Raw genomic sequence first — 15026 nt, forward strand, 5'->3', positions numbered from 1 at the left:
AAAGCTCTTTTTTTACGGCTTAATATCAGGGTTAGCTTTACCAAATCTCTTTCATTTATCTAAAAATTACTTCATTCTTCCATAGAAGCACATTCAAGGTATTCTAACTGGTCAGCATTTATTGATAAATCAAATTTAGGTGAGGTTTTGGTATTTGTGTAAAAATTGTATCAATCTTTAATTTTCTTAATATCATCAAGTGCATCTTGTTTATTTACCTGAGTTTCCAAGTTAAATAATATTAAAAAATCATACAATCCTACAAAAATAGAGCTGTATGATTTTTTAATCATAAAAATTACATACATAAAAATATTATTTAATGCTTTGTTTACAATTTCATAATCTGATTTATTATCAGAGCTTTTATTTATAAATGTTTTTCTAACAATTTGATTATTTACCAATTCTTCAACCATAACAGCTGATTTTATTGATTCAATTAATCTATTATTTGTAAATTTATCAATTACTCCATATTTATGTAAATATTCATTAACTTTATATAAAGAGTATTTTAAAACTACTAGAGCTAAAAAACATAATACAAAGTGTCCTCGAATATGTTTATCGTTTCACACATAAATTGGTCTAACATCAAGTGAGCTTTTTAATGTTCTGAAGTTTTCTTCTATTTGTCATTGTTTATGATAAATATTTTTTATTTCCTCAGGTGATAAGTCCATTCTTGAAGTTTCATATACATAAATACCATCAAATTTCTTATCTTGTTCAATCTTTTCATAATTAAGAACAAAATTTATAGAGTCATTTGTTTTAAAGAACTTATATTTTTTAATTCCTATTAAATCTTCACCTTTAACAACACCATTTTTGTTTTGTTTTTTAATGAAGTTATTAATTAAAACATCTCTGTCAGCTTTATCTTTTTTTAGCTCTTTTTCACTGAAAGTTACAATTCTTCTTCTTTTATGTCCATTTAATCTCTTTTTATTTCACATTGACGCATATTCTTGTTCTTTATATTTAAATTCACCATTTTCAATTCAATCACTTTCATTAAAAATATATTCTTTAAATTGATTTGAGCCAGCTTTTGCACGATATGAAATTATAAAATCAATTCCTAATTGCTCTAAAAATCTGATGTTTCTGTTTGAAGACATACCTCTATCAGCTATGATGGTGATATTTTTTAACATCATAAGTTTGAGTCATTTTAATGATAAATGGAATCATAGTTGAAGCATCCATTGTATTACCTTTGAAAAGCTCAAAAATGTATAGGAATACCATTTGAATCTGTTGCCATACCTAATACAACTTAATCCTCTTTGATTTTTTCCATCTTTAGAATAACCCGGAAATCTTAAACCATCTCTTTTGAAAGTTTCAAAATATACAGTTGATGAATCATAAAATACTAATTCAATTTCTCTTTTTGTCTTTTCAGAAATAACTTTGTTAACTCTTTTTAAAATGTCGACTTTATAATCATCGAGTAAATCTAAAACATTATAAAAAACTACTTTTTTTAAGCTTGATTTCACTGATGAAATCATCTTTTTATTGAATGTCTGAATAATGCTGTCAGCTTGTATGATTCTTGAGGAAATAAAATATTCCAATAATTGTTCTAGCTGTTTATGCTTGGTTTTAGGTAGTGAATTAAATATTTCTAATTCTTTTATAATTGAATATAAGTTTTGAATGCCATAGTTAACTAATCTATTTTCAAAATATCCATTATTTAAAGAATTAATTAATTGTTCTTTTACATATTCTTTTTCAGAGTCAATCGGAATCACCTTTGCATTTTGCTTTAATATATCCAATGCATTAGGATTTAATTTCTCAAGTTCTTCCAAATATCCTAAACCAACAATTCTTTTATATCCTTTTCCAAAACCTAAAGTTTTACAAACTGATAAATATATTTTGTCTTTGTTTTTACTTTTCATTATATGTAACTTAGCTTTGCTTTCCATATAATTATTATACCACTTTATGAATGTAATGAATATATAAAAAGTAAAAATTTTTTTGTTGTTTTATACTATGTATAAAAGGCGTCGAAAATTAAATAAAAAGAGCTTCCAACTTGGAAACTCAGGGGTAATACATAATAAAAAGAGCTAAAGCTCTTTTTTACGGCTTAATATCAGGGTCAGCTTTACCAAATCTCTTTCATTTATCTAAAAATTACTTCATTCTTCCATAGAAGCACATTCAAGGTATTCTAACTGGTCAGCATTTATTGATAAATCAAATTTAGGTGAGGTTTTGGTATTTGTGTAAAAATTGTATCAATCTTTAATTTTCTTAATATCATCAAGTGCATCTTGTTTATTTAATTTAAATGGATAAGTTTTCATATGTCTTTGTGCAAGATCTATTTCTTCAGGTTGTTCATAATCACCTAATTCAGGTTTTAGAAATAAAGCTACAATTGCATATGAATCAGCACCTTTTAAGTAAGAATATAATTGAGCTTGTTTACGATAAGAAGGATCCACTCCTTCTTTTTCTCATACATCTTTTTTCTTTTCTTGTGCGGTTTTGATTTCAAGTATCATGTTTTTTGACGGTAAAAATCCATCAGGTACTCCACCAATAATAGGATCAGAAGCAAAAAAATCATAATTATAAGCTGCTGCTTCATAATTTTCTATTGATACATTTGGCATTTTTTCTCTTAAATAATCAAAAATTCTTGGCTCCAGCACAACACCAGCATGTACATATTTTTGAGTTAAAACAGGAAGCTTTAATCTTGTAATATGACAAAAAGCACTAAACTCATTTTTGAATGCATCTTTTATTAAGATATCAGCAATAGAACTACCACCCATTTTTTTATATTTATCAAATTGATTATTTGAATGTAATTTTGAATATAATTCATCGCTTAAAATCAGAACCTGATTTTTGTAATCGATTGTGTAATCCTTTTTATTAAAATATTTTCTCGGCATAGTTTAATTTTATCATGTAGCAAAAATAAAAATAGTCAATTGACTATTTATTAATATGATTTCTAATGATTACATCCGCTATAACTTTAACATTATCAAATTTTGGATATCATTCTAAATCGATTAAAGTATTTTGAGGAACTATTTCATCAAAACAAATATTTACTAATTTATCAAAACTTGTTTCAGTAGAGTTATCATCAACTCCAGGGACAAATTTTGTTGCATCCATGAATTTTTCAATTCTAATTGATAGAATTTTAACTTCATCACCTTCTTTAACATGTTTTTCTAATGATGATTTATTTCCTTTGAAATAATCTAATTCATTAGGGAATCTTAAATCATCAATGATAAATAAACTATTAATGTTATTTTGAGATGCTTCTTCCATTGTGTCTCTGATTTTTTCAAATACTTTAGCACATCAAACATTTGAATCAATTTTTCTACCAACCTCACCCATAGCAATTCAAAGTGGTCTAACAATTTCTTTATCGACACCATCTCAATTAATTTCATCTAGAATAGGTTGTGTAATTTGCTTAATAGGTTGTGCAAATGATAAAATATGAATATTATTATTAAATTGATCTTTTAATTTTGCTGATAATTCTGAACTTAATAAACCTTTTCCGCTTCTTCTTTTACCATTTATAAGGATAATTAAGTGTTGATTTTTCTTTTTCATTTATGTTCCTCCAAATAATTAAATATATAGTTTGTATAGTTATGATATTATACATTGTAATCAAGTTAAATGCTTGCAAAAGAAAAAAATCGTGTAAAAAATGAAAAAAATTTCCACATTTTTATTTTTATATAAAAAATTAACTTTTTAGTTATTAAATAATAAAAAACATTTAATATTTTATATTATGAAAAAACTTAAATCATTATTTATGACTTTTACAGTAGCTTCGCTTGCTACAATACCAATGGTTGCTGCATCATGCGATGATAAAGAAAAACAGCCCATAGAAGCAATTAGCACTGAACTAGTTACACGTATAATAGATTTTAATAACACTTTAAAATTTATACCAGCTAGTGGAGTTGCTAATAAAAAACCATCTGAAGTTGTGCCAAATAATTTCACTATAACATCTGATGCAAAAAATAAAGATGAATTTACTTATACAATTAATAAATTAGTTCCGGTTGAACTGGATAAAGATAATTATTTAAAAATCGAATATTCTATAACAGATAAAATTAATAAAATTACAATCAATCCTATATATATTCTGTATACTAATTTCAATATAAATACAACTCAAAGCGAATCAAATGAGAAATAATGCCAGTCATTATTTTTTTTATTTTATTATTATGGATATTAAAGAATAGTGTTAAAATATTACAGATATTCACACCTAATGAAATCTAATATTAAAAATATTTATAAAATTTATTTATTAAAAATGATTTAGGTGCTATAATAATATCGCTAACAAGCAAATTTATAAAGTTCTTTGAAAACTAGATATATACAATGTACATGACAGTCAATTTTTTCGAGAGTTTGATCCTGGCTAGGATGAACGCTGGCTGTGTGCCTAATACATGCATGTCGAGCGGAGTTCTTCGGAACTTAGCGGCGAATGGGTGAGTAACACGTACTTAACGTACCTTTTAGATTGGGACAACGATGAGAAATTATCGCTAATACTGGATACTTATAAGGAAGGCATCTTCCTTATATAAAAGGAGCTTTCAAGCTCCACTAAAGATTGGGGTGCAGAACATTAGCTAGTTGGTGAGGTAATGGCTCACCAAGGCTATGATGTTTAACGGGGTTGAGAGACTTAATCTGTCACACTGGGACTGAGATACGGCCAGACTCCTACGGGAGGCAGCAGTAGGGAATTTTCCACAATGGACGAAAGTCTGATGGAGCGACACAGCGTGCAGGATGAAGGCCTTCGGGTTGTAAACTGCTGTTATTTAGGATGAAAAAATAGTAGAGGAAATGCTATTATCTTGACAGTACTAAATCAGAAAGCAACGGCTAACTATGTGCCAGCAGCCGCGGTAATACATAGGTTGCAAGCGTTATCCGGAATTATTGGGCGTAAAGCGTCTGTAGGTTGTTTGTTAAGTCTGGCGTCAAAACTTGGGGCTCAACCCCAAATCGCGTTGGATACTGGCAAACTAGAATTGTGTAGAGGTTAACGGAATTCCTTGTGAAGCGGTGAAATGCGTAGATATAAGGAAGAACACCAACTTGGCGAAGGCAGTTAACTGGGCACATATTGACACTGAGAGACGAAAGCGTGGGGAGCAAACAGGATTAGATACCCTGGTAGTCCACGCTGTAAACGATGATGATTAGCTGATGGGAACCATTGGCGCAGCTAACGCATTAAATCATCCGCCTGAGTAGTATGCTCGCAAGAGTGAAACTTAAAGGAATTGACGGGGATCTGCACAAGCGGTGGAGCATGTGGTTTAATTTGAAGATACGCGTAGAACCTTACCCACTCTTGACATCTTCTGCAAAGCTATAGAGATATAGTGGAGGTTAACAGAATGACAGATGGTGCATGGTTGTTGTCAGCTCGTGTCGTGAGATGTTCGGTTAAGTCCTGCAACCAGCGCAACCCTTATCCTTAATTAAATACCTTAAGGAGACTGCCCGGGTAACTGGGAGGAAGGTGGGGACGACGTCAAATCATCATGCCTCTTACGAGTGGGGCAACACACGTGCTACAATGGAAGGTACAAAGAGAAGCAATATGGCGACATGGAGCAAATCTCAAAAACCTTTCTCAGTTCGGATTGTAGTCTGCAACTCGACTACATGAAGTTGGAATTGCTAGTAATTGTAGAATTAGCTACGCTACGGTGAATACGTTCTCGGGTCTTGTACACACCGCCCGTCACACCATGGGAGCTGGTAACGCCCGAAGTCGGTTTAGTCAACTACGGAGACAACTGCCTAAGGCAGGACTGGTGACTGGGGTGAAGTCGTAACAAGGTATCCCTACGAGAACGTGGGGATGGATTACCTCCTTTCTACGGAGTACAAAATAACAATTTATTTGTTACTTATTTACAATTTACCTTATTATAATAAGCTGTCATTATATATCTAGTTTTGAGAGAACTTTCTCTCTTATGTTCTTTGAAAACTGAATAGTAAAGATATTAATATAACAACGACATCAAAAAATAAATTAGTCAATTTGTTTTGTGATACCGAGAAATTATTAGAAATAATAATTCGTTAAAATGTCTTTGAATACATCAACAACAATAGGAAAATATTGTTACAACTTTTAAATAAGTAAGAGTTTGTGGTGGATGCCTTGGGTCTGAAAGTCGATGAAGGACGTGATTACCTGCGATAAGCCTCGTGGAGCTGGATATAAGCACCGAAACGGGGATTTCCGAATGGGGAAACCTAACTAGAGTAATGTCTAGTTGCTATGGAATGAATAAAATAGTTCCATTTGCGAGACACGTTGTGAACTGAAACATCTTAGTAGCAACAGGAAAAGAAAATAAAAATGATTTCATCAGTAGCGGCGAGCGAACGTGAAAGAGCCCAAACCAGTTTTTTAAACTGGGGTTGTAGGACTATCTACATAAAGTTACAAATCTTTGTTATAGCAGAATAGTTTGGGAAAACTAAGCACAGAGGGTGATACTCCCGTAAGCGAAATAGCAAAGACTTTTGATAGTATCCTGAGTAGGGCGGGGCACGTGAAACCCTGTCTGAATCTGCCAGGACCATCCGGTAAGGCTAAATACTAATCAGACACCGATAGTGAACTAGTACCGTGAGGGAAAGGTGAAAAGAACCCCGGGAGGGGAGTGAAATAGAATCTGAAACCACTTACTTACAATTAGTCAGAGCCCGTTAATGGGTGATGGCGTACATCTTGCAGTATGAACCGGCGAGTTATGTTAACATGCGAGGTTAAGCAGAAAAGCGGAGCCGCAGAGAAATCGAGTCTTAATAGGGCGTCTAGTATGTTGATATATACCCGAAACCATGTGATCTATTCATGAGCAGGCTGAAGCTTGGTTAATCCCAAGTGGAGGGCCGAACCGTAGTACGCTGAAAAGTGCCCGGATGACTTGTGAATAGCGGAGAAATTCCAATCGAACTTGGAGATAGCTGGTTCTCCTCGAAATAGCTTTAGGGCTAGCGTGTGATGTTAAACTTTGATGGTAGAGCACTGAATATGGAATGGCCGCGTCTAGCGGTACTGACTATAATCAAACTCCGAATATCATTGTGTATTATCATGCAGTCGGAACTGGGGTGCTAACGTCCCGGCTCGCGAGGGCAACAACCCAGATCGTCAGCTAAGGTCCCAAAATCGTGTTAAGTCAGAAAGGTTGTGAGATTTCATAAACAACTAGGAGGTTGGCTTAGAAGCAGCCATCCTTTAAAGAGTGCGTAATAGCTCACTAGTCAAGAATCTTGCGCCAATAATGTAACGGGAGTAAAACACAATACCGAAGCTACGGGTACATTTAGTACGTTAGAGGAGCGTTCTTAATGCGGCGAAGTCAGACCGTGAGGACTGGTGGAGCGTTAAGAAGTGAGAATGCCGGTATGAGTAACGATTTGAGGTGAGAATCCTCAACGCCTATTGGGAAAGGTTTCCTGGGAAGGTTTGTCCACCCAGGGTTAGTCAGGACCTAAGGAAAGGCTGAAAAGCGTATCCGATGGACAACAGGTTAATATTCCTGTACCACCTGCGTAAGTGATGGAGTGACGAAGAAGGATAACACTACCTATTATTGGATTTAGGGATAAGTGATTACTGGTGAATCTAGTTAAATGCGGATTCTATAACTGGGAGTCATAATGTATAGCTACTTGTAGTGAATTGTGTGATTTCATACTTCCAAGAAAAGCTTCTAAGCGTTATAAAACAAAAGGTGCCTGTACCGAGAACGGACACACGTTCCCAAGATGAGTATTCTAAGGCGAGCGAGAAAACCAATGTTAAGGAACTCTGCAAATTAACCCCGTAAGTTCGCGAGAAGGGGTGCCAACATTTGTTGGCCACAGTAAATTGTGAGGGGCAACTGTTTATCAAAAACACAGCTCTCTGCTAAATCGTAAGATGAAGTATAGGGGGTGAAGCCTGCCCAGTGCCCGAAGGTTAAGCGGATTTGTTAGCTATGCGAAGCATTGAAGTGAAGCCCGGGTGAACGGCGGCCGTAACTATAACGGTCCTAAGGTAGCGAAATTCCTTGTCGGCTAAATACTGACCTGCACAAAGGCGCAATCATCTCTCAACTGTCTCAACATTGGACTCGGTGAAATTATGGCTCAGTGAAAACACTGGGTACCCGCATCAAGACGAAAAGACCCATGGAGCTTTACTACAACTTTGTATTGAAACTTGGCCTAACATGTGTAGGATAGGTGGGAGACAATGAGGCTAGGACGCCAGTTCTAGATTAGTCGACCTTGAAATACCACCCTTGGTATGTTGAGTTTCTAACCTGCTACCGTAATCCGGTAGGGGACAGTGCGTGGTGGGTAGTTTGACTGGGGCGGTTGCCTCCTAAAAGGTAACGGAGGCGTTCAAAGGTACACTCAATACGGTCAGAAACCGTATGTAGAGCGCAAAGGTAGAAGTGTGCTTGACTGCGAGACTTACAAGTCGAGCAGGTGCGAAAGCAGGACTTAGTGATCCGGCTGTACGTCATGGAACGGCAGTCGCTCAACGGATAAAAGTTACCCTGGGGATAACAGGCTGATCTTGCCCAGAGATCACATCGACGGCAAGGCTTGGCACCTCGATGTCGGCTCATCGCATCCTGGAGCTGGAGTCGGTTCCAAGGGTTTGGCTGTTCGCCAATTAAAGCGGTACGCGAGCTGGGTTCAGAACGTCGTGAGACAGTTCGGTCCCTATCTGATGTGGGCGTTGGAATATTGATGAGAGCTGCTCTTAGTACGAGATGACCGGAGTGGACGTACCGCTGGTGTTCCAGTTGTTCCGCCAGGAGCATAGCTGGGTAGCTAAGTACGGAAGGGATAACCGCTGAAAGCATCTAAGTGGGAAGCCTCCTCAGAGATAAGTATTCCCTTGAAATTCCTTGTAGACTACGAGGTTGATAGGATGGAAGTGTAAGTGTAGTAATACATTCAGCTGACCATTACTAATAAATTGATAGGTTTAAAAGTTATGTATTCAGACATTTTAATGAATTATTAACATTGTATTACTATTCAGTTTTCAAAGAATATAAACGCGATTTCGCGTTTTTTTATTTCCACCTTTAAAAAATAAGGTATATAATTTTATCATGCTTAATAAAGAAATAGGAAAAAATTTACTTAAATGCCAATATGCTGATTTTTATTTTAAATTACTTCAAATAGATAAAAATGCCAAGTATGCATATAAATTTGCAGATAGCTATTATATTAATATTTTTATTAATTTATATTTAAAAAATATAAATAGCATGATTAAACATATTCTTGATTTCAAATGGTATTCAAATGCTACTAGAGATGAGATACAAAATATATTTATCAACGAATATTCAAAATTAATATCAGGAAAAAATGAGTGGTTCGATTCAGAGATGAAAGAACTATATTTTAATTATGGATATGAAACTTGTGTAAAGTATCTATGAAAAACATTAAAAATTAACACACAAAATCAAATACAAAAATTCTGTACTGAACAACAGAAATTTGAAAATAGAATAGCTAATAGAACAACTAATTTAAAAACATTAAGTATGAATATAAAGTCAGCTGAATGTGCAAAAACAAAGATGCAAAAAGACTACATAGAAGAAATAAAAGTCTTAAAGAAAGCTAAATATTTAGATGCATCTCAAGAGTACGAATTAGTAAAGAAATTGTATATAGAAAATAATGATGTTAACATTAATGTATTAGATGAAATAAAAAAGAACGAATCAACAATGAAATATATTAAAAGACAGCAAAAATATTGAACTGAAATTAAAAATAATATGACAGCAAAAAAGATAAAATAGGTCAAAAAAACTTCGTTATAAATCGAAGTTTTTTAATACAAATAATATATATATCTATAATATAGAAGTAAGAAAAATACTAAAACATTATTAAAAAAATACTTTTTTATTATAATTAGTTAGCAATATTAAATTATTGCCTCTACTAGTGGGAGATATAACAAATATCGCTAGACCACAATATCGAAAGGATAAAAATGGCAAAAAAAGAAATACAACGTATTGCTAAATTGCAATTCCCTGCTGGACAAGCTAAACCAGGTCCAGCTTTAGCTGGTGTTGGTGTTAACATGCCTGAATTCACAAAAGCATTTAACGATGCTACAAGAGACAGAGCAGGCGAACCAGTTCCAGTACAAATTACAGTGTACAAAGATAAATCATTTGAATTTAAATTATTTACAGCTCCTGCATCATTTAAAATTAAACAAGCTGCTAAAATTCAATCAGGTGCAGCTAACCCTAAAACAACAATCGCTGCTACAATTACAAAAGAACAATTAAAAGAAATTGCCGAATACAAAATGCCTGACTTAAACACAGATGACATTTATGCTGCTATGGCTACAGTTGCTGGTACAGCAAGACAAATGGGTGTTTTAGTTGAAGGATACGATGACATATTTAAAGCAAAAGCAGAAGCTAAAGCTGCTGCTAAAGCTGCTAAATTAGCTGCTAAGAAAGAAGAAGAACTTAATAGTGATTTAGAAGATTTAGTAAATACAAAAGGTCAAGCAATTGAAGTTAATGTAATTACAGATGAAAAAGCAAATGAAGGAGAAGAATAATTATGGCTAAAAGAGTTTCAAAAAATTTAAAAGCTGCTCGTGAATCATTTGATAGAACAGTTGCTTATGATTTAGCTCAAGCTATTGAATTAGCTAAGAAAACTTCATATGCTAAATTTGATGCTTCAATTGATCTTGCATTTAACTTAAATCTTGATGTTAGAAAAGCTGACCAACAATTACGTGGTGCTGTATTATTACCAAATGGTACAGGTAAATCAGTTCGTGTATTAGTAGCAACAAATAATGTTGAAAAACAAAAATTAGCTACAGAAGCTGGTGCTGATATAGTTGTTGATGCACAAGCATTAGAACAAAGAATTAAAGAAGATAACTTTGATTTTGATGTTATGGTAGCAGACCCTGCAATGATGCCTTTATTAGGAAAATATGGAAAGAAACTTGGACCTAAAGGTTTAATGCCTAACCCTAAAACAGGTACAGTTACTCCTACTCCAGAAAAAGCTGTTGAAGAACTTAAAAAAGGTAAAGCAAACTACCGTACAGATAAAGCTGGTATTGTACACTCACTTATTGGAAAAGCAAGCATGCCTACAGAAGCATTAGTTGAAAATGCTCAAACACTTATTTCATTAATTAAGAAACTAAAACCTGCAGCTGTTAAAGGAGCATATATCCTAAACTTAACAGTTTCAGCTTCAATGGGACCAAGTGTTAAAATTAAAATTGAAAAATAATATATTAAGCTAGAGTTTATCTCTAGTTTTTTTATAAAAAAACTCGCTTTATTACGAGTTTAATCAAGCAATTTAGATATATTTTCATAATCAGAACTATCTAAATTATCCTTAGTTGATATATTATCAATAACTTCTTGTAAATTAGAGATGTTATCACTTAATTTATTTTCTTATCTGTTATTCCTAAGAAGATCTGTACACTAACAACTAATGTTGTTACAACAGATAGTACAGCTATAAGAACAAAAAATATCATCGTTTTATCAGGGAATTCATTAAATCTAATTGCATACAAGTTTAGTATAACAATACTTGCAGAAATAAATATTGCTAAAACATTTAAAAATACAAAAAATGCACGTGATAATATATATTTTTTATGTGTTTTGTTCTTTAATTTATTTGACTTAATATTTATTTGATTATTTTTTTCTTCGATTGCTTTATTATTAGATTTATTATCTTGATTCTTCAAGGGGCTGATATCATTTAAATCTACTTCGATAATAGTTATATCTTTATTGTCCATTTAAATATCCTCCTGAAAAATCACTTGATTTAAACCGATCGATTTCTAATATTGCTAAACATCTCTTAAATAAAAGAAATTCAGAATCCTTTTTATTTAGTCCTTTATAGACAAATAATCTAAGCTCGAAAATACGCTTTTCGAAATCTAGTTGTTTTAATTTATATAAATAAAATGTATATTTCTTGTTAATAACAAAGAAAGATAATAATCCACTCAAGAATGTTATTAAAGCATTTATAATTGTAGTTGCAATAACATAGTTTAAATTCGAGTTTCCATTTAATCAAGAAACATAAGGATTATCAGCAATAAAATGTTTACTAGCTCCAGCTAAATATCAAATGGCAATAAAACCGTTAAACATAGTGCACAGAATCATTAAAATATTTAATATATAATAAACCACACCATATGATGCAATTTTAATTTTGGTATTGTTAACAAGCGATAAGTATGCTTGATAACTAGATGTTCTATTTTTAGTTTTCATATTATTTACCACTATTTGTTAATTCACTTTTTAACACTGCACCAATAACTATTTTCTTTCTAGTTGTAGCCTGTTTTCATAAAGCATCTAAAATTTGTTCCATTGTTTCACTTGATATTTGACCAGCATTATATTTAATTTGTAGGTAAGAAATAGTATTATAAATTTTCTTATATAATGTACTATGAGTATTATAACGATATACGGCTATAAACAAGTTTAAAAAGAATGATAATATAATAAATGTTGCTAGTATTACTATATTTCAATAGGAATTTAAACCTGTATTTTGAACATTATTAGGCTTTTCTTTTGAAAGGATTGATAAAGCTATGGAAGCTAGAACAATTGCTGATATGTTTAAAATTGCTATTAATAACGAAAACATATCATCTAATAGTTTGTATAGCTTTAATTTTTTCTTATCTTTTTGTACTTTTTTATTCAAAAATTCTAAAATTTCTCGCATAATAAAATTTTATATTTTTTTGCACTTTTAGCAAACTGTTTTTCCTATTATATAGGACAAAAATGTTGAATTTCTTAACAAAATGATTTTGAATTATTTACTATTGTTTATAATATAGCTATGAATAAAAAATGAGTAATTTTTAGTGATGTAGATGGAACAATCTACCCATTCCCTGATAAGATTTTATCTGATGTTAATCGTAGCAAAATAAGAGAATTAGCAGAGAAAAATATCCCTTTTGTAATTAATACAGGAAATCCGCCTTTACCCAAAATTCAAAGATTAGCTGATGAACTAAATGTCAGATACCTTAGTTGTTCAAATGGTGCTATGATATATGATAATGTAGAGAAAAAAGTACTTCATAGAGAATTAATTAATCATGAAAAAGCACAATTAATTTGACCACTAGCACTTAAACATGGTGTTACATTATATTACATGGGTGATGATCAGTATTATATGTATAATTCAAATGATGCCACAAATGAATTCTTAACTACATTTAACGAATACAATGATTGAATTAGAGATGGAAGAATTAATTCAGACTTGCATAAGATCGAAGCTTATGGAGAATCTGGCAAACTTAAAGCTTTTTATGATGAATGTTTAGCATCAGGACTTCAATTAGATATTATTAATGTTTTAAATAAATACATAGAAATTACAAATATTGGTGTATCAAAGGCTTCTGGGATGAAATGATTATGTGATAATGTGTTCCAAGCAGAATTAGCTGATGTAATGGCTATAGGTGATAGTGCAAATGACATTCCAATGTTTAAAGTTGCCGGATATTCTTATGCAATGGATAATGCTGATTCTTTAACTAAAAAAGCAGCAAAATATTATACAAGCGCTGTTGAACAAGATGGATTAGCTGAAGCTATTGATGATTATTTATATCGTTCAGATTTCGAGTTAAAAAGAGCAGTTTCTCAACAAAAATCTAAGAAAAAGAAATAATTAAATATGAGTATTCTCATATTTTTTATTTGCTACAGTTCTGAATCTTTTATAGCTACATAATAGTACTTAAATTAAAAATTTTCTTTTGTTTTTTAATTTAATTTAGAAACTATTAATATAAAATTTAAATATGAAAAAAGTAGCAATGCAAAAAGTCCAAAAAATTAAAATTAAATTATCAGATTTAAGTATATTTCCAAAATGAACCATTAAAAAAATGGTGTTTGTGGCTATTTTAATTGCTATTTCTGTTGCATTCACTGTTGTTTCTGCTCAAATAATTCCAATTGTTAATATTCCATCATATAAGTTCTCTTTTATCGGTTTACCAGTCAAAATATCCGGTTTTATATTTGGACCAGTTATAGGTGTATTTGTTGGTATTGTGGCTGATTTAATTTCACTTCTTTTTGTCCCGCCAGCTGGATATAATCCTATTTATACAGTTGCTACTGCTGTAAATGGATTAATTTCAGGTATTTTCGGATTGTATTACATGGGATTTTTAAGATTTGCATTTTCAAAAGAATACAGATTAAACCGTTTAGCTATAAAAATTAACTTATTAGCTTATAAATACAAATTTGAATCAGCTTCAGGGAATCGTAAAAATGCTATTCAAATAGCAAATAAAATTGTGAAATTAAATAGTAAAAGACAATTTATTGATCAAAACTCATCAAATATAGCTTTAAAAAATATTTACTGTGTTTCAGGAACATTGTTTTTAGTCTTAGCAATTAGTATTATAGCTTGATATATTGGTTTCTTTGTTAATGATGATATTATTAAGAACGGAATTATTAAAAATAGATGAGTGTTATTAGCTTTAATGACATCAGGTATGACTTTACTTGTAATATTTGTAATAGTAGGAAGATTTGCGATGAAGACTGAAAAATATTTAGTTTTTGTTCCTATTATTGTGTTCTGTGCATTTCTTGAGTTAATAAACATCCCAATACTTTCATTTGCTGACCTATATTCATTAGGAAATAGTGATACTAAGGATATTTTTGTGTGAATTACTCAGCATATATTAACCAGTCCTATTAAAATATGATTCAATGTATTTGTTATTTATTATGCTTATATGGTAGTGTCAAAATTAATTAATAAAAATGAGCACCTATCATATTAAGAAG

Annotated in this window: 12 protein-coding genes and 2 rRNA genes; 8 read left to right on the plus strand and 6 right to left on the minus strand. The window is 31.7% G+C overall.

The window, feature by feature from the left end:
• Window positions 1-59: 59 nt before the first annotated feature.
• The 3 genes from SAM46_RS01005 to SAM46_RS01015 form a co-directional block, all read right to left on the minus strand.
• On the minus strand, window positions 60-1949 hold the full coding sequence (locus SAM46_RS01005) for an IS1634 family transposase (RefSeq protein WP_318635608.1): 1890 nt from the start codon (window positions 1947-1949) through the stop codon (window positions 60-62).
• 207 nt (window positions 1950-2156) lie between these two features.
• A complete protein-coding gene (locus SAM46_RS01010) occupies window positions 2157-2936 on the minus strand; it encodes an MAGa7180 family putative nuclease (RefSeq protein ID WP_318635609.1) in 780 nt (259 codons plus the stop codon).
• A gap of 43 nt (window positions 2937-2979) precedes the next feature.
• The gene (locus SAM46_RS01015) at window positions 2980-3627 is read right to left on the minus strand and encodes a hypothetical protein (protein ID WP_078747392.1); all 648 of its coding nucleotides are present in this window, start codon (window positions 3625-3627) and stop codon (window positions 2980-2982) included.
• A gap of 187 nt (window positions 3628-3814) precedes the next feature.
• Between SAM46_RS01015 and SAM46_RS01020 the strand changes: the two genes are divergently transcribed.
• From SAM46_RS01020 to rplA, 6 genes are all read left to right on the plus strand, one after another.
• A complete protein-coding gene (locus SAM46_RS01020) occupies window positions 3815-4237 on the plus strand; it encodes a variable surface lipoprotein (protein ID WP_143826151.1) in 423 nt (140 codons plus the stop codon).
• Between the two features lie 212 nt (window positions 4238-4449).
• Window positions 4450-5954: ribosomal RNA gene (locus SAM46_RS01025) — 16S ribosomal RNA — on the plus strand.
• A gap of 261 nt (window positions 5955-6215) precedes the next feature.
• Window positions 6216-9093, plus strand: a 23S ribosomal RNA gene (locus tag SAM46_RS01030).
• Together the 16S and 23S rRNA genes form the textbook arrangement of a ribosomal RNA operon.
• 122 nt (window positions 9094-9215) lie before the next feature.
• Entirely contained in the window at window positions 9216-9926 is a 711-nt protein-coding gene (locus SAM46_RS01035) for a hypothetical protein (protein ID WP_078747328.1), read from the plus strand.
• Window positions 9927-10123: 197 nt separating this feature from the next.
• Window positions 10124-10714, plus strand: a complete 591-nt coding sequence (rplK, locus tag SAM46_RS01040; RefSeq protein ID WP_078747329.1) for a 50S ribosomal protein L11 — start codon at window positions 10124-10126, stop codon at window positions 10712-10714.
• A 2-nt stretch (window positions 10715-10716) separates the two neighbouring features.
• Window positions 10717-11412: a 50S ribosomal protein L1 gene (rplA, locus tag SAM46_RS01045; RefSeq protein WP_078747330.1), complete on the plus strand. Its 696-nt coding sequence runs from the start codon at window positions 10717-10719 to the stop codon at window positions 11410-11412.
• Window positions 11413-11572: 160 nt separating this feature from the next.
• Here the strand turns inward: rplA and SAM46_RS01050 are convergent, their stop codons facing one another.
• The 3 genes from SAM46_RS01050 to SAM46_RS01060 are packed head-to-tail and all read right to left on the minus strand — an operon-like array spanning window position 11573 to window position 12906.
• Window positions 11573-11944, minus strand: a complete 372-nt coding sequence (locus SAM46_RS01050) for a hypothetical protein (RefSeq protein WP_078747331.1) — start codon at window positions 11942-11944, stop codon at window positions 11573-11575.
• Window positions 11934-12437 (minus strand): hypothetical protein, encoded by a 504-nt coding sequence (locus tag SAM46_RS01055; protein WP_078747332.1) that lies wholly within the window; start codon window positions 12435-12437, stop codon window positions 11934-11936. Before SAM46_RS01055 ends, SAM46_RS01050 begins: the two co-directional genes overlap by 11 nt.
• 1 nt (window position 12438) lies before the next feature.
• Complete coding sequence (locus tag SAM46_RS01060) at window positions 12439-12906, minus strand: hypothetical protein (RefSeq protein WP_078747333.1); 468 nt, start codon at window positions 12904-12906, stop codon at window positions 12439-12441.
• A gap of 120 nt (window positions 12907-13026) precedes the next feature.
• Here SAM46_RS01060 and SAM46_RS01065 point away from each other — a divergent pair, with 120 nt between their 5' ends.
• Together SAM46_RS01065 and SAM46_RS01070 are read left to right on the plus strand one after the other, a co-directional pair.
• Complete coding sequence (locus SAM46_RS01065; protein WP_078747334.1) at window positions 13027-13878, plus strand: Cof-type HAD-IIB family hydrolase; 852 nt, start codon at window positions 13027-13029, stop codon at window positions 13876-13878.
• A 133-nt stretch (window positions 13879-14011) separates the two neighbouring features.
• Window positions 14012-15022 (plus strand): ECF transporter S component, encoded by a 1011-nt coding sequence (locus SAM46_RS01070; protein ID WP_078747335.1) that lies wholly within the window; start codon window positions 14012-14014, stop codon window positions 15020-15022.
• Window positions 15023-15026: the final 4 nt, after the last annotated feature.

The organism is Mycoplasmopsis verecunda (assembly GCF_033546915.1).
GTDB lineage: Bacteria > Bacillota_I > Bacilli_A > Mycoplasmatales > Metamycoplasmataceae > Mycoplasmopsis > Mycoplasmopsis verecunda.